The organism is Neobacillus sp. DHD-1R, assembly GCF_057747995.1.
Map to the genome: position 1 here is coordinate 2,174,101 of NZ_CM173232.1, position 16,024 is coordinate 2,190,124.

General features: G+C 38.8%; 18 protein-coding genes, 1 pseudogene and 2 riboswitches. Of the genes and pseudogenes, 17 read left to right on the plus strand and 2 right to left on the minus strand.

Annotation, left to right across the window (positions count from 1 at the left end):
- Positions 1 to 109: 109 nt before the first annotated feature.
- Positions 110 to 310 carry a cold-shock protein gene (locus tag AC3ANL_RS10425; RefSeq protein ID WP_040209572.1) on the plus strand — a complete coding sequence of 67 codons (201 nt, stop codon included), beginning with the start codon at positions 110 to 112 and terminating at the stop codon, positions 308 to 310.
- Between the two features lie 120 nt (positions 311 to 430).
- Here the strand turns inward: AC3ANL_RS10425 and AC3ANL_RS10430 are convergent, their stop codons facing one another.
- A complete protein-coding gene (locus AC3ANL_RS10430) occupies positions 431 to 631 on the minus strand; it encodes a YwbE family protein (protein WP_488329140.1) in 201 nt (66 codons plus the stop codon).
- Positions 624 to 827, minus strand: a complete 204-nt coding sequence (locus AC3ANL_RS10435; protein WP_488329141.1) for a hypothetical protein — start codon at positions 825 to 827, stop codon at positions 624 to 626. The genes AC3ANL_RS10430 and AC3ANL_RS10435 overlap by 8 nt, the downstream gene beginning before the upstream one ends.
- 272 nt (positions 828 to 1,099) lie before the next feature.
- Between AC3ANL_RS10435 and katA the strand changes: the two genes are divergently transcribed.
- From katA to AC3ANL_RS10515, 16 genes and pseudogenes are all read left to right on the plus strand, one after another.
- Positions 1,100 to 2,560 carry a catalase KatA gene (katA, locus tag AC3ANL_RS10440; protein ID WP_488329142.1) on the plus strand — a complete coding sequence of 487 codons (1,461 nt, stop codon included), beginning with the start codon at positions 1,100 to 1,102 and terminating at the stop codon, positions 2,558 to 2,560.
- Positions 2,561 to 2,730: 170 nt separating this feature from the next.
- A complete protein-coding gene (locus AC3ANL_RS10445) occupies positions 2,731 to 3,255 on the plus strand; it encodes a CBO0543 family protein (RefSeq protein WP_488329143.1) in 525 nt (174 codons plus the stop codon).
- 138 nt (positions 3,256 to 3,393) lie between these two features.
- Entirely contained in the window at positions 3,394 to 3,864 is a 471-nt protein-coding gene (locus tag AC3ANL_RS10450; protein ID WP_488329144.1) for a GyrI-like domain-containing protein, read from the plus strand.
- Positions 3,865 to 4,003: 139 nt separating this feature from the next.
- A riboswitch (FMN riboswitch) is annotated at positions 4,004 to 4,150 on the plus strand.
- 161 nt (positions 4,151 to 4,311) lie between these two features.
- Positions 4,312 to 4,971: a riboflavin synthase gene (gene ribE, locus AC3ANL_RS10455; protein ID WP_488329145.1), complete on the plus strand. Its 660-nt coding sequence runs from the start codon at positions 4,312 to 4,314 to the stop codon at positions 4,969 to 4,971.
- 60 nt (positions 4,972 to 5,031) lie between these two features.
- Positions 5,032 to 5,640, plus strand: a pseudogene (ribB, locus tag AC3ANL_RS10460) (3,4-dihydroxy-2-butanone-4-phosphate synthase); the annotation flags it as partial.
- A gap of 134 nt (positions 5,641 to 5,774) precedes the next feature.
- A complete protein-coding gene (gene ribH, locus AC3ANL_RS10465; protein WP_488329146.1) occupies positions 5,775 to 6,245 on the plus strand; it encodes a 6,7-dimethyl-8-ribityllumazine synthase in 471 nt (156 codons plus the stop codon).
- 105 nt (positions 6,246 to 6,350) lie between these two features.
- Positions 6,351 to 6,544: riboswitch (cobalamin riboswitch) on the plus strand.
- Between the two features lie 190 nt (positions 6,545 to 6,734).
- A complete protein-coding gene (locus tag AC3ANL_RS10470; RefSeq protein WP_488329147.1) occupies positions 6,735 to 7,700 on the plus strand; it encodes an ABC transporter substrate-binding protein in 966 nt (321 codons plus the stop codon).
- On the plus strand, positions 7,666 to 8,727 hold the full coding sequence (locus AC3ANL_RS10475; protein WP_488329148.1) for a FecCD family ABC transporter permease: 1,062 nt from the start codon (positions 7,666 to 7,668) through the stop codon (positions 8,725 to 8,727). The genes AC3ANL_RS10470 and AC3ANL_RS10475 overlap by 35 nt, the downstream gene beginning before the upstream one ends.
- Positions 8,728 to 8,730: 3 nt before the next feature.
- Complete coding sequence (locus AC3ANL_RS10480) at positions 8,731 to 10,197, plus strand: heme ABC transporter ATP-binding protein (protein ID WP_488329149.1); 1,467 nt, start codon at positions 8,731 to 8,733, stop codon at positions 10,195 to 10,197.
- Entirely contained in the window at positions 10,194 to 11,177 is a 984-nt protein-coding gene (gene cbiB / locus AC3ANL_RS10485) for an adenosylcobinamide-phosphate synthase CbiB (protein ID WP_488329150.1), read from the plus strand. Before AC3ANL_RS10480 ends, cbiB begins: the two co-directional genes overlap by 4 nt.
- On the plus strand, positions 11,137 to 12,216 hold the full coding sequence (cobD, locus tag AC3ANL_RS10490) for a threonine-phosphate decarboxylase CobD (RefSeq protein ID WP_488329701.1): 1,080 nt from the start codon (positions 11,137 to 11,139) through the stop codon (positions 12,214 to 12,216). The genes cbiB and cobD overlap by 41 nt, the downstream gene beginning before the upstream one ends.
- Entirely contained in the window at positions 12,198 to 12,770 is a 573-nt protein-coding gene (locus AC3ANL_RS10495) for a bifunctional adenosylcobinamide kinase/adenosylcobinamide-phosphate guanylyltransferase (protein ID WP_488329151.1), read from the plus strand. The genes cobD and AC3ANL_RS10495 overlap by 19 nt, the downstream gene beginning before the upstream one ends.
- Complete coding sequence (locus tag AC3ANL_RS10500) at positions 12,767 to 14,272, plus strand: cobyric acid synthase (RefSeq protein WP_488329152.1); 1,506 nt, start codon at positions 12,767 to 12,769, stop codon at positions 14,270 to 14,272. The genes AC3ANL_RS10495 and AC3ANL_RS10500 overlap by 4 nt, the downstream gene beginning before the upstream one ends.
- Positions 14,269 to 15,060 (plus strand): adenosylcobinamide-GDP ribazoletransferase, encoded by a 792-nt coding sequence (gene cobS / locus AC3ANL_RS10505; RefSeq protein WP_488329153.1) that lies wholly within the window; start codon positions 14,269 to 14,271, stop codon positions 15,058 to 15,060. Before AC3ANL_RS10500 ends, cobS begins: the two co-directional genes overlap by 4 nt.
- Complete coding sequence (locus tag AC3ANL_RS10510) at positions 15,030 to 15,629, plus strand: histidine phosphatase family protein (protein ID WP_488329154.1); 600 nt, start codon at positions 15,030 to 15,032, stop codon at positions 15,627 to 15,629. The genes cobS and AC3ANL_RS10510 overlap by 31 nt, the downstream gene beginning before the upstream one ends.
- The gene (locus AC3ANL_RS10515) at positions 15,581 to 16,015 is read left to right on the plus strand and encodes a bifunctional adenosylcobinamide kinase/adenosylcobinamide-phosphate guanylyltransferase (protein WP_488329155.1); all 435 of its coding nucleotides are present in this window, start codon (positions 15,581 to 15,583) and stop codon (positions 16,013 to 16,015) included. The genes AC3ANL_RS10510 and AC3ANL_RS10515 overlap by 49 nt, the downstream gene beginning before the upstream one ends.
- Positions 16,016 to 16,024 lie beyond the last annotated feature (9 nt).

A 16,024-nucleotide genomic window follows, 5' to 3' on the forward strand; every position in this document is an offset into this window, starting at 1 on the left:
AATTAATAGATGTTTTTATGGTATAGGAGGGTTGAAAATGGGTAAACATATTTAGGCAAGTATATTTTGCAAAAACATGTATGGTTACATGCTAGGAGGCTACAAAGAAATGGAACAAGGTAAAGTAAAATGGTTTAACAGTGAAAAAGGATTTGGATTCATTGAGCGTGAAGGTGGAGAGGATGTATTCGTACATTTTTCAGCCATTCAAGGTGAAGGATACAAATCTTTGGATGAAGGTCAAGAGGTTACGTTTGAAATCGAAAATGGCCAACGTGGACCACAAGCGGTAAACGTTCGTAAATCATAAGACCTGCCAATCTTGGAGGATGTCTCAAGGACATCCTCTTTTTGTATGGCTTTTTACAAAAAAACATCTGCTACACGAGCAGATGTTTTTTAAGAATGATGCTAATAACGGAAAAGTTTTTTAAACATCTTGAATTTCCTTGATTCTACCAACTTGTCCATCTGTTAGTCTCACTTTAATACCATGAGGATGAAAACTCGAGTTAGTCAATATATCTTTCACGATGCCCGCTGTTAGTTTTCCACTTTTTTGATCCGCTTTTAAAACTATTTTCACAGAAGCCCCAGGGTGAACATCCTTTCTGTTCTGGCCGTTAGACACCCATTTTTCTCCGTGAATTACTAACTTTTTTGGTCTGTTGACTTTTCATCTTTTTGGCACTCTGGGTGTTATTTGCATTAGTATTCCCTGATGCTGCTTTGTTTTTTTTATTTTCAAGCTGCTGTTTCATCGCTTCTTGTAAGCTCATTTTCTTTTTTGGTTCTTCAGCTTGGTTTGTTTGATTAGATTCACTCATAAAAAATCCTCCTATAAAAAGTGTCATGTACAGTATAATCTATTTTCACCTTAATTAATAATCATCCATTCAAGATAAAAAATTTTTAGGACGTTATTTCTATATTTTTGGAATAACGTCCTTTATTTTTAATACTTATGTAATAGTAGGTACAGGTTGGTATAATTTAAAATCCATATTAATTAAAAATAATTATTAATTAATATGGATTTTAATTAAATTTATATTATAATCTATTTAAGTTTCTAAAAAATAGTTTACGAGGTGATTAAATGAGTAACACGAACAACCATTTAACAACAGGAAATGGAGCACCTGTTGGTGATAATCAAAATTCGATGACTGCAGGTTCACACGGTCCAACTCTCATTCAAGACGTACATTTACTTGAGAAATTGGCCCACTTTAACCGTGAACGTGTACCGGAGCGGGTGGTGCATGCCAAAGGTGCAGGCGCACATGGTTACTTTGAAGTCACAAATGACATGTCTAAATTCACCAAGGCAAAGCTGTTTAATGGGGTTGGAAAACGAACGCCAATGTTCATCCGATTCTCAACTGTAGCTGGAGAATTAGGTTCAGCAGATACGGTTCGGGACCCGCGTGGTTTTGCAGTTAAATTTTATACAGATGAAGGAAACTATGATTTAGTAGGAAATAACACACCAATATTCTTTATTCGTGATGCCATCAAGTTTCCAGATTTCATTCATACTCAAAAGAGAGATCCAAAAACACATTTGAAAAATCCCAACGCAGTCTGGGATTTCTGGTCGCTTTCCCCTGAATCCTTACATCAAGTAACATATTTAATGGGAGATCGCGGTCTGCCTGCCACGCTCCGTCACATGAACGGTTATGGAAGCCATACCTTTAAGTGGGTAAATGAAGATGGCGTAGCTGTATGGGTGAAGTATCACTTTAAGGCAGAACAAGGCGTTAAGAATATGTCGGCAGAGGTGGCAGCTAAATTAGCGGGTGACAATCCAGATTACCATACTGAGGATTTGTTTAATGCAATTGAAAGTGGAGATTTCCCCGCATGGAAGTTGCATGTTCAAATAATGCCATTTGAAGATGCTATTACGTATCGATTTGATCCATTTGATGTTACAAAGGTATGGTCACATAAGGATTATCCATTAATTGAAGTAGGAAGAATGGTGCTGAACCGCAATCCTGAAAATTATTTTGCGGAGGTTGAGCAGGCAACATTTTCGCCAGGAACGCTTGTTCCAGGTGTGGAGGCATCTCCGGATAAGATGCTTCAAGGCCGATTATTTGCTTATTCCGATGCCCACCGCTATCGTGTAGGACCAAACCATAATTTACTTCCAATCAACCGGCCAAAAGTGGAAGTTAATAATTATCAACGTGACGGTGCGATGCGCTCTGACAATAATGGCGGCGGTTCGGTTTATTATGAACCTAATAGCTATGGGGGCCCGCAGGAAACACCCGAACATAAACAAACTCCATTCCAAGTTACAGGTGCAGCCGAGCAGGTCTCCTATGATCACGACGATCATTATACCCAAGCGGGAGACCTTTACCGGTTAATGACAGAAGACGAGCGGAGTCGTTTGGTGGATACAATCGTGGGTGCAATGAAGCCAGTGGAAAGAGATGATATTAAACTTCGCCAAATTCAACATTTCTACAAGGCTGACCCAGAGTATGGAGAGCGAGTAGCAAAAGGCTTGAATTTAGCCATTCCGCAAGAAGTAAAATAAGCGTTGGAAGAGAATGTTTCAAGTCAAAGGGTCAGACCCCACTATGTGTAGCAAACGTGGGGTCTGACCCTTTTTACTCAATTTAACCAGTAGTTTTTCCAGATATCTGTCATAAATTTTCAAATAACTGGAAAAATAAAAGTACCAAGAATGTGAAGGAGTCTATACCTTTGAATCTGAACATTGTCTATGGAGCAATATTTATTTTTTCGGCAATTAAATGGGGAGATTGGAAAAACTGGAGGGCGTATTATTCTACTTACTTATTTTTAATGGTGGGGGATCTCCTCTATCAATTTCTGTTATTTAAACATAGTATGTGGGAATACATACCTGTTGGAAGTGATATAGGATGGGCTAAACATACTCACATAGCGTTGCTGGTTATATTAATAAAATATCCTGCAACTATTAGCATATTTCTAGGACATTTACCAAAGGAGAAATGGAAGAAATTATTCCACATTCTTCTATGGACTATTATTTATACCGTGAATGAATTTGCGGATTTGAAAATAGGGGCATTAGTGCATAAGAATGGTTGGAATCTAGGCTGGTCAGCTTTTTTTAGTTTTGTTATGTTTTCTGTCTTGGCTGTACATTATAAACATCCTCTTTTAGCTTGGATCCTCTCTGCGATCTATGCCACTTTTTTGTGGAATGTATTTGATATACCACAAAGTATCTTAAAATAATTTTGGAGCGAGGCAGCCCTAGGCTGTCTGTTTGGTTTCAAAAAATTTTTTTCACGAAAAGGCTCGAATTATTTTAGCAGGAATTCCAGTGATAATTTAAGAATAATAGAAATATGCTTGTACAAAGGGGGGATATGCTTGGGAATCCAAGTAATTGAAAAAGCTGAAATGAAAGTAGTGGGACTTTCATGGAATGGTACATACTCGCAAACGCAATCTATTTCTAGTCTTTTCACGATGATGGAAGAACGTCTCGATGAAGTTTTACATCAGACGGAAGAACCAATCTTAGTAGCACCTTTTCATAGCAGAGAAACCGAATTCACTTATTATGTAACCACACCAGTCGAAAAAATTGAAGATGTACCAGCAGGAATGGTGGGCTTTACCATTCCACGTAAAAACTACGTGGTTGCATCCCATAAAGGAAGGCTAGAGGATGTAGAAAATACGTATCATCGGATGTTTTCCTGGATGAAGGAATACGGGTACGACCATGATCATCAAGCACTAAGTTTAGAAATTTATCATGAAGCTCACAAACAGCAGAACGGAGCAGGAGACCTTTCATTTGACATTTATTTACCGGTTAAAACTTATAAGAAATAATGGGCATTTAATCATGCAATGAAAAAAATAAGGAGAGTCTTTTTAACTCCTTATTACGAACACATGTGAAAATATTCACAAACAAATTTTCTTTACAGTATAAATAAAGTATACTAATATGAAAGTTAACAAGCTGAATAAATTCCTTCGGGGTCAGGTGAAATTCCTAACCGGCGGTGATGAAGCATTGCTTCTAAGTCCGTGACCCGGTTAACATTTTTGTTAAACGGTGGATCTGGTGAAACTCCAGAGCCGACAGTTAAAGTCTGGATGGGAGAAGGAAAAAAGCGGATTAATAGTAGGGTGAAATATGCCTATTTTTAAGCCTTTATTTTCTAATGCCTTTTTCAAGACCCTGAAGAGAAAATTCTTTTGGGTCTTTTTGTATTTCATTTTTAAATGAGAATAATAAAAAGAGTAAAACCTAAGTAAGGAGTCGTAACGATTATGTTTACCGGAATCATTGAAGAAATTGGTGTGGTTTCAAATTTTCAGCGCACTGGCGAATCGTTTGTTTTATCGATTCAAGCGAACAAGATACTCAATGATGTTCACCTTGGCGATAGTATAGCCGTTAATGGGGTGTGCCTTACGGTTACTTCTTTTACAAGTAAGCATTTCACCGCTGATGTCATGCCTGAAACGGTCAAAGCCAGCAGTTTAAATGCAGTGAAGCGCGGGGCAAAAGTCAATTTAGAAAGAGCGATGGCAGCTGGAGGAAGGTTTGGCGGTCACTTCGTTTCGGGGCATATTGATGGAACTGGGGTCATTAAACGAAAACAGGCAGTAGAAAATGCCGTTTACTATGAAATTGAAGCAGACCCTGAATTGTTAAAATATATGATCGAAAAGGGTTCTGTTGCAGTCGATGGGACAAGCCTAACTATTTTCGCAGTAACAGAACAAAGTTTTACTCTATCGCTGATTCCTCATACCTTATCGGAAACAGTCGTAGGGCTTAAGGGCTCAGGGGAGATTGTTAACTTGGAATGCGATATGGTCGGTAAATATATCGGCCATTTTATCAAAAACTTTTCAAGTGAGACACAACGAAAAAGCAAGTCTGGTATCACGGAAAGCTTTTTAGAAGAAAATGGGTTTTACTAACCTAAAGTCTAAAAATTGCATCCATCCATGACTGTTAGATAAATAAAAGGAGTGATAAGCGTGTTTGATTCTATTGATGAAGCCCTTAAAGATTTAAAAGAAGGTAAAGTGATCATTGTTTGTGATGACGAGGATCGGGAGAATGAAGGTGACTTTATCGCTTTAGCTGAAAAAGCAACACCAGCAGTGTTAAATTTAATGGTTACGCACGGAAGAGGCCTTGTCTGTGTTCCAATTGAGCAAGAACTAGCGCAAAAACTTGAATTGATGCCGATGGTTGCTAAAAACACGGATCCTCATGGAACAGCTTTTACCGTAAGTATCGATCATAAATTTGCCAAAACAGGAATTTCGGCATTCGAACGATCTGGTACAATCTTAAGTTTGCTTGATCCAGAGGCTAAAGCCGAGGATTTTAAAAGACCTGGACACATGTTTCCTCTCATTGCTAAAAAGGGCGGAGTGTTGGAGAGAACAGGGCATACTGAAGCAGCGGTTGATCTTGCGAAGTTATGCGATGCAAAACCTGCTGGGGTTATTTGTGAAATCCTGAATGAAGATGGAACAATGGCACGTGTTCCTGAACTCCGTAAAATTGCGGATAAGTTAAATGTAAAGATGATTATGATCAAGGACTTGGTTGAATATCGAACTCAAAAGGAAAATTTGAAGAACGTGAGATAAAATTAACCAAAATTAATTTTTTATCGGTATTTTAAATGCCCATCATTCAAGAAAAAAGCTTGATAAATGAGGGCATTTGTACATGACTATAGAAAAATTAAACTAATGGAGGCATTAACATGGGAAATATTTTTGAAGGAAATTTAGTTGGCTCAGGATTAAAAATAGGAATTGTAGTGGGACGTTTTAATGAGTTCATAACCAGTAAATTATTAGATGGGGCACAGGATGCATTAAAAAGACATGGAGTCAGTGAATCCGATGTAGATATCGCCTGGGTTCCAGGTGCATTTGAATTACCGTTAATCGCTCAAAAAATGGCAAAAAGCCAAAAGTATGATGCTGTCATCACACTTGGGACAGTCATCCGCGGCGCGACACCACATTTTGATTATGTATGTAATGAAGCAGCTAAAGGTGTTTCAGCAACATCATTAGCGACTGGTGTTCCTGTTATTTTTGGGTTATTAACCACTGAATCCATTGAACAGGCGATTGAGCGTGCAGGAACCAAGGCTGGTAATAAAGGCTGGGATTCTGCAACATCTGCCATTGAGATGGCCAATCTACTCAGAAATATTGAACAATAATGCTTTTAATGAGTAATGATAAAGTCACCTCTTAAGCTGGCTTTAATATTATTTCTTAAAATCATATACAAATCATTACGCTACTTTTATAATAAAAGTAACAAAATAGATCTTTAAAGATTAGGTGCTAAAATCTTAATATGAGATTTTAAGCTTAAAAGGGAAGTTTGGTTAAAAGCCAGCGCGGTCCCGCCACTGTAAATGGGAGCAACCTATAATATGTCACTGTCTAATAGGATGGGAAGACGTAGGAAGCGATGATCATGAGCCAGGAAACCTGCCTAATTCTTGTGCGCCAATTAACCTACGTGGATAGGAGGGTGTTGAAGGCTAGACTACTTTTACTTTATAACAGTAATTGAATCTAATCACATCAACATCTCCATTTTACAGTGGAGATGTTTTTTTGTTGCTGAAGAAGTTAATGGGGCACAGGGGGATTTATTTGTTGTTACATAAATTTTTATTAAACAGAAGGCAGGAGAAAAAATGAAGAAATGGTATTCGCTCTTATTAGTAGCATTATTGACATTTGGTGTTTTAGCTGGTTGTGCTGAAAAGAAAGATCAGGTGAAACAGGAAAATAACACGAGTGTGGAAAAGAAATCAGCAGAAGTCACTTTTCCAGTTACGATTAAAGATGCATTAGATAATAATGTTGTGATTGAGAAAAAACCAGAAAAGATTGTCTCACTGATCCCAAGTAATACAGAAATTGCTTTTGCATTAGGTCTCGAAAAAGAAGTAATTGGTGTGTCTGATTTTGATAATTATCCTGAAGAAGCAACGAAAAAAGAGAAAGTCGGCGGGCAAGAAATTAACCTAGAAAAAATCATTTCCTTAAAACCGGATCTCGTTTTAGCACATGAATCATCAGCTCCTATATCTAAAGAGGGACTTCAACAACTGCGCGATGCTGGTATTACAGTGCTGATTATTAATGATGCGCAAAATTTTGACCAAGTCTATGAGTCGATTGATATGATTGGGAAAGCTACTGGAGAATCCAAAAATGCAGCTGAGATTATCACGGGAATGAAGGCTAAATTGGCAGAAATCAAAACTAAGGCGGAAGAAATAAAAGAAAAGAAAAAGGTATTTGTGGAGGTTTCTCCTGCACCAGAAATTTATACACCTGGAAAAAATACCTTTATGGATCAAATGCTCACTGTGATTAATGCAGAAAACATTGCAAATGATCAAGAGGGCTGGATTAAAATTGATCAAGAGGCCATGATCAAACGGAATCCCGATGTCATCATTACCACTTATGGCTATTATGTAAAGAATCCAGTTGACCAAGTTCTAAGCCGCAAAGGCTGGGAAACGGTTAACGCTATAAAAAATAAACAAGTCATCGATGCTGATTCTGATCGTGTGACCCGCTCAGGCCCTAGGATTGTTGAAGGAGTAGAGGATCTTGCAAAGGCAATCTATCCAGAGGTTTTTAAATAATAAACTTCTCGCCTACATACTGGCAGGGGTTTTCCTTTTCATTTCTATTTTATTAGGTATTTCGATCGGAACAGTTTCGGTTCCCATGTTAACTATTATTCAAATAATAAGTGATAAGCTATTTGGGTTTATTTCACTCGGACAAATCGACCCCATGTATTCGAGTATTGTCTTAAGCATTCGCTTACCTAGAGTCATCTTATCAGGCCTTGTCGGGGCGTCTCTTGCTATTGCAGGGGCGGCCTTCCAAGGTCTGCTGAGAAACCCGTTAGCAGATCCCTATACATTGGGTGTTTCATCGGGGGCGTCCGTTGGTGCCGTGCTTACACTGTTTTTTCATCTTTCCATCCCATTTGTCGGCTTGTTCACCTTACCATTACTAAGTATTTTATTTTCATTTTTCACGATTATTTTGGTCCTTACGTTTGCCAGTAAAATTGAGCGCTCGATGAGAGTAGAAACGATTATCTTAACGGGTATTATTTTTAGTTCTTTTCTAGGTTCAATTATTTCGCTTATGATAGCTCTGACTGGGGATGAGCTTAGGCAAATTATTGGCTGGCTTTTAGGAAGTGTATCAATGAGAGGCTGGGAATATATTAAAATCATGCTGCCCTTTTTTATTATCGGTTCTGTCCTGCTTATAGGTAATTCAAAAGAATTAAATGCCATGTCATTTGGGGAAGAACGGGCACAACATTTAGGGGTCAATGTTCAAAAAAGAAAGTTAATTATCTTGACTGCTGGTTCCATTTTAACAGGAGCGGCAGTGGCCGTTTCGGGAACAATTGGATTTGTTGGACTTGTGATTCCCCATCTCTCAAGATTATTATGGGGTCCCGATCATCGGCATCTTCTTCCATTATCGATCATTACCGGGAGTGGTTTTTTAATTTTAGCTGATCTAATTTCGAGAACGATTATTTCGCCGACAGAGCTGCCGATTGGTGTGATAACGGCCCTAATTGGTGCACCCGTATTTGCCATGATATTACTGCAAAGAAAACGGATGGAAAGGAGAGGATAAGGAATGCTTAGCGTACAACAAGTTTCAGGCGGATACTCAAGTGAACCTGTTCTAAAGAACATTTCATTTGAAGTAAATCAAGGGGAATTGTTCGGGATCCTAGGACCTAATGGAAGTGGAAAAACAACTTTATTGAAAATGCTTAGCGGGATTTTACCCTTTCATCAAGGGAAGATTTTTATTAAGGGAAACCCGCTCCAGGAATACCAGACAAAACAACTGGCCCAAATTATTGCAGTCCTTTCTCAACATTCATCCCAATCTTTCTCTTACACGGTAAAAGAAACGGTTTCGCTTGGCCGCTATGCTCATCAGAAGGGATTGTTTCAGACCTGGAATAAAGAAGATGAAGCAGTTGTCCAAAGAGTCATGGAGCAGATTGGTGTCTCGGCATTTCAAAATAAAAATATTCAGGAGTTATCGGGCGGAGAGAAACAGAGGGTCTTTCTCGCACAAGCATTAGCCCAAGAACCTGAAATTCTCTTATTAGATGAACCTACCAACCATTTGGATTTATCGTATCAAAAGGAATTACTAGATTTCTTAAAAAAATGGACGTCAGAAAATAGCTTAACAGTTATCTCGATTTTCCATGATTTAAATCTTGCAGGGCTTTATTGTGATCGCTTGCTTCTCCTCGAAAACGGAACGATTAATATCGATCATGTTCCTAATGAAGTGCTTAGGGAAGAAAGAATTAGAAATGTGTATCATACAGACATTCAAAAACATCCCCATCCAAAAGTGGCTGCTCCACAGATGGTCTTGCTCCCAATTGAGTTTAAGAAATCAAACCGTTTTGAAATAGATGAAACGTACGTATCTGTTTCTGAAGAATTGATTGAGGTAACAACCCCTTTTTCCTTAAGAACCATGTCTTCAGGTGTCTTGGGTTCTGGAACCGGCTGGCATCAAACATTCGTAAATCGGCATGTGAACAAGGATTACAACTGCAGCGACCATCGCATGGAAATGGCTGCATTTTTAAAAGTAAAGGGTTTTGAACCGTCAGAGACCGTTGGCATGATGACAGCGGTTGTATTGGAAGATGTGGTATACAAATTGTTTAAACAAGACGGCTTCTCCCTATTGGCAGTGGTCACTGCGGGGGTTGGTAATGCGATCGATGCTTCAAAAAGTGTACAGCATACATTTGAGATGACACCTGGAACGATCAACACCTGGATTTTTGTGAATGGTGAACTGACAGAGGAAGCATTTATTCAATGCATCATGACCGCAACGGAAGCAAAGGCAAAGGCATTACATGACTTAAAAGTAATGGATAAAGTCACTGGAACAATCGCTACAGGCACCTCGACAGATAGTATTTTAATTGCTGCTTCTCAAACCGGAGAACTGTTAGAATTTGCCGGAACGATAACCCCTTTAGGAAAGCTTATTAGTACAGCAGTTTATCAGTGCACAACAGAAGCTATCCAAAAATCCAGTAAAAGGAATCGAACATGATCGTTTCTCATTTAGTCGCAATCACGCTTGCTTATCTTATTGACCTGCTTATTGGTGATCCGCCGCATTGGCCACATCCTGTTAGATGGATTGGTAACATGATCACTTTTTTTGAAAAGAGATGGAATCATGGGGATTTTAAGCGATCGAAAGGGGTTGCTATGCTTCTGTTTATCTTACTTTTTGTTTTTTTCATCGTTTTAATGTTAGTAGTAATTGGGTATCAGATTCATCCTTTAGTAGGAATCTTAGTGGAAGGTATTATCATTTCTAGTACTATTGCCCAAAAAAGCTTGAAAGATGCTTCCCTAGAAGTCTATTACCCTTTAATAGAAGGAAAGCTTGCTGAAGCAAGAAAAAAGCTATCCTTTATTGTTGGCCGCGATACAGATTCATTGGATGAAAGTGAACTTGCTCGTGGAACAATTGAGACGGTTGCCGAAAATACAAGTGATGGAGTGACAGCACCCTTGTTTTGGGCCTTCATTGGTGGAGCCCCCCTTGCGATGGTTTATCGGGCAGCCAATACATGTGATTCGATGGTGGGCCACATAAATGAGAGATTTAAAGAGTTTGGCTGGGCATCTGCGAAGTGGGATGATGTAATGAACTGGATACCAAGTCGATTAACGGGAATGATGATGCTGCTTGGAAAACGTCCGGAAAAATTCAGCTATCGAAGAGCGTGGAAGATTTTATTTAGAGATGCAAAAAAGCATCCGAGCCCAAATAGTGGCTGGGGTGAAGCAGCCGTTGCCGCCCTCTTGGGAATCCAGCTTGGGGGAATAAACTATTACAAAGGTTTGATTTCAAACCGGGCAAAAATGGGTGATCCTATTCAATCCATCCAAGCGGGCCATATTCTCAAAGCGAATGCTATTCTTAGCAAAACCGTTTTTTTATTTTTATTATGTTTATGGATAGGGGGCATGTTTCTTGATGTGGCCATCACATGGCTCGAATCCTCACTATTTATATGAGGCAATGGGGCTCACACTTCCTAAGCAATTTATTGATTTCAGTGCAAATATCAATCCCCTTGGTCCACCAGCAAATTTGAAGGAAAAGTGGCAGGACTTTTATCAAGAAATTATCGTTTATCCCGATCCATTTGCCACAAGGTTAAAGAGGATAATTGCAACCATTGAGCAGACAACCGTTGATTCCATTTTAATTGGAAATGGTGGAGCTGAGCTCATTACACTAGTGGCAAGAATGATGGCAGGCAAAAAAATACTAATTGTAGAGCCAACTTTTTCTGAATATGAACAAGCATGTCGTGTTAATCATTGTGAAATTTTCTATCATCAACTGAAGGAGCCGAACTTTCAATTGGATCAGACTGATTTATGCGCTAGTCTGATGGAAGCAGATGCGGATGCCTTGTTTCTGTGTAATCCGAACAATCCGACAGGCATTCAATATTCTAAATCAATGATCATTTCAATTATGGAGGAATGTGAAAAGCAAAATTGTTTTGTCATTTTGGATGAAGCATTTTTTGATTTTTTAAATGACTATGATTCATTCATTCCATACATAAACAGGTTTTCAAATTTAGTTATTATTCGCTCCATGACAAAGATGTTCGCGATTCCAGGAATTCGACTGGGATATTTAGTTTCCCAGCCTGAAAATATCGTAATACTTAGCCAGTTACAATCCCATTGGAGTACGAATACGATTGCATTATTAGCAGGTGAACTTTGTTTACATAATGAATCTTTTATAAAAGAGACCCAGGAATATATTCGTAATGAACGAAAAAGACTCCTTACTTTTTTTAAACGAGAAAAATTTGCGGTTACAGCTTCCAAAGTTAATTTTTATTTATTGCGGGATCCTTTATTGGAAGATCAGTATAAATTGTTTGAGTTTCTCCTATATCGGGGTATGATTCCACGGCATACGTTTAATTTTCCTGGTTTGGAGGGAAGATGGCTTCGGTTTGCAATCAAGGGCCATGAAGAAAATAATCAATTAATGGAGGTGTTGGCAGAATGGCGGCATCATCATTAATCTTCATAACAGGCGGAGTAAGAAGCGGGAAAAGCAGCTTTGCTGAAAGCAAAGCTATCGAGATCGCAAGTGAAACAGGTGGAAAACTTACCTACTTGGCAACAGGTGTTCCTTTTGATCTAGAAATGGAGGAACGAATCAAAAAACACCAATGTGATAGACAATCAGGTCCATGCCATTGGAAAACAATTGAACGTTCTGTCCAAATAGGGAAGCTTGCCCATGAATTTACTAACCAGGATATTATTTTGTTGGATTGTGTCACGACACTATTGAATAATGAATTGTTTTCTATAGAACAAGCCTGGGATAACCCTTATTTAGAAACGGTTAAAGAAAATATTATCTCAGGGATTTCTTTAATTAAACACCAGGCAAGCACAACGATTGTCGTAAGTAATGAAGTATTAAACGAGTCACTACTGGGAAATGAATTGATTATTACATATGGACGCTTGCTGGGACAGCTCCATCAATATTTAGTGAAGGAAGCGGACCAAGTGTTTTTAGTGGAAGCAGGGATTCCCATCGCTATGAAAGGAGTTCGCGGATGAAAGGGATCATGATTCAAGGGACAGCATCTGATGTTGGCAAAAGCCTAATTGTAACCGCAATCTGCCGAATCCTGGCCAATGAAGGAGTAAAGGTCGTCCCGTTTAAATCACAGAATATGTCTAACAATTCGTATGTGACTCGAGACGGAAAAGAGATTGGCAGGGCACAAGGAATTCAAGCAGAAGCCGCTCGGATTGAGCCAACAGTTTGGATGAATCCGATTTTATTGAAGCCTCGCTCGGAACAGTACTCAGAGATTGTCTATTTGGGAAAGGCAATTGAAACTCAATCTGGACGTGGGTATCGGGAAAATTTTTACGAAAAAGGGCTTGAAGTAATTAAGAAATCTCTTCACAAGCTGCAGGAAGAATACGAAGTAGTGGTGATTGAGGGAGCAGGCAGTCCTGTTGAAATAAATTTAAAGGATCGCGAGATTGTTAATATGAAAGTAGCAGAACTAGCGGATGTCCCAGTTATTCTTGCAGCGGATATTGATCGCGGTGGAGTGTTTGCTAGTATTGTCGGGACACTTAATCTATTGGAACCTAAAGAAAGGCAAAGAGTTGCAGGTGTAATTATCAATAAATTCCGTGGAGATATCACCCTATTTGAGGACGGAGTTCAATGGCTGGAAGAGAAAACGGGTGTACCTGTTTTAGGGGTACTGCCCTTTGTTGAGAATCATATGATTGATGGGGAGGACTCATTATCACTAAGGACGCAATTTACGAATTCCAAAAAGGCGACTCTTGATATTGCAATTATCAATATGTCATTTATCTCAAATTACAGTGATATGGAACCTTTTAAATATGAGGAGGATGTCACACTCCGCTGGGTTAATCATCCGAGTGATTTTGGACAACCAGATGCTATTATCATTCCAGGTACAAAAAGTACGATCAGTGATTTAAAAAATTTAAGAGATAAACAGTTAGATATTCTAATTCAAACGTATATAGAAAGTGGCGGTTATGTAGTCGGCATTTGTGGCGGCTATCAAATTCTTTGTGAAGAACTTGTCGATGAAGAGGGAACTGATACTGGTGTACCGAACTTCAAAGTGAAGGGCTTAGGTTCCATTCCCGCTAAAACCACCTTTTATAAAGAAAAAGAAACCAATCGAGTTATCGGCCAGTTTCACAAAAGGACAGGGTTAGACATAAACCAGCAATTAGAAGGGTATGAAATCCATTTAGGGAAGACAATCTTATCTAAACAAGCTTGTCCGTTTTTAACATTAGATAATGGGGATGAGGAAGGCTATTATGCAAATGATGGTCAAATTATTGGAACGTATCTTCACCACCTTTTTCACAATGATGAGTGGAGAAATCATTGGTTAAACATGATTCGAAAAAGGAAAGGGTTTCCCAACAAAGAAGCTAATTTTAATAAAGTGTTTAAGGATAAACGATTTGATTTTCTTGCTGACGAAATGAAAAGTCATCTTAAATGGGATGTCATGAAAAAGATCATTTATCAATGGAGTACAAAATGATGAAGTTTTGGAAAGGTTTTTTGATTAATCTTCAATTCTTTACGGCTATACCGATCACACGAGAAATACCGATCGATCACGAGCATCTTAAAAAGGCAGTCCAATCCTTTCCATTAATGGGGTTAATTCAAGGAATTATTTATTCATTTGTTTTTTATGTGTGTATTGAATTTACGCCTTTTTCCCATCTTGCTTCTGCATTCTTGCTGTGGCTGGTAACGATTCTCCTCACAGGTGGAATTCATTTAGATGGCTGGATGGATGCAAGTGATGCTTATTTTTCCTATCAAGATCAAGGGAAAAGACTTGAAATTATGAAGGATCCGAGAACGGGCGCCTTTGGTGTCCTAGCAATTATCGTATTATTAAGCTCTCGGTTTCTATTTATTTATGAGAGTACATCAAATGTAGAAAACATCTTATATATCATGATTGCGGTGATCCCTTTTTTTAGTAAAAGTGTAATGGGTGTAATGTTGTTAACAGTAAAATCTGCCAAAAATGAGGGGCTGGGCACGTTATTTCAGAGTGCAGCTACACGTAAGGCACTATGGCCGTACCCCCTGTACTTAGTTGGACTTCTAATTCTTGTCAGTTTATTGATAAAAGAATTCCTCCTTATAGGTTTGTTAATTTTGGTTGCAGTCTGCTGCTTATTTCTTTTTCGACATAAAGCGGTGAAATGGTTTGGTGGAATCACAGGGGATGTCTTAGGCGCTACTGTTGAAGGGACTGAGTTAATACTGTGGATGACCGTGTGGTTATTGCATTATTTCGTCATGGTGTAACAGAAGAAAATAAACGAAAAGCTTACTTAGGATGGAAGGATTCACCATTATGTTCCGAATCAAAAACGATTTCCATCGCAAAAAGCTATCAGGTCTATTTTTCGAGTGATTTACAGAGATGTGTAAGTACTGCGGGAATATTATTTCCCAATACGAGTCCCTGTTTATTAAAAGAATTAAGAGAAATGAATTTCGGTAAATGGGAGGGAAAGACCTACGCAGACCTAAAAGAAAATAGTCTCTATCGCCAATGGCTTGGTGACCCTTTAAATCATTGTCCGCCAGGTGGAGAATCATTTGACGAATTCGCGAAGAGGGTTAATTCCGGCTGGGCTAGGATTACTGAAGAAGTCCTCGCCTCCAGTGTTCCAACCTGTGCAGTGATTACACATGGCGGGGTTATCAGATATCTTTTATCCATCCTTGCACCAGACCAAAGAGAATTTTGGAGCTGGCAGGTAAATCATGATCAAGGGTTCGAACTTATTTTTGAAAGAGAATCGCTAAGGAGGGGGAAACGATGCACTTTATTATTGGAGGTGCCTATAACGGCAAAAGGGCATGGGTAAAGAATGAATATAAAGTATGCGAGCAAAATCTTTGGATATCAGCATATGATCATCACTCTCTCCCAATGAATTTAATTGATATCGACCAAGATGTGATGATCCTTGAGGGTATAGAAATTTGGCTAAAGGATTTAACAGCGAAATATGATGCCGGCCAATGTCGAGAGATCTGGAATCATTGTTTAGAGCATTGGCTTTCTTGGGAAAAAGCAATCGGTAATCGCCAATTGATCGTGATTGGGACTGATATAACAAAAGGAATTGTGCCAGTCGAAGCAGGAAAAAGACGTTGGCGGGATGTAACAGGATGGGCCTACCAAGATATTGCAGCCCAATCAGAAATGGTAGATATTATCTGGTATGGAATAAGACAAACTATTAAGTAAAGGGGATCA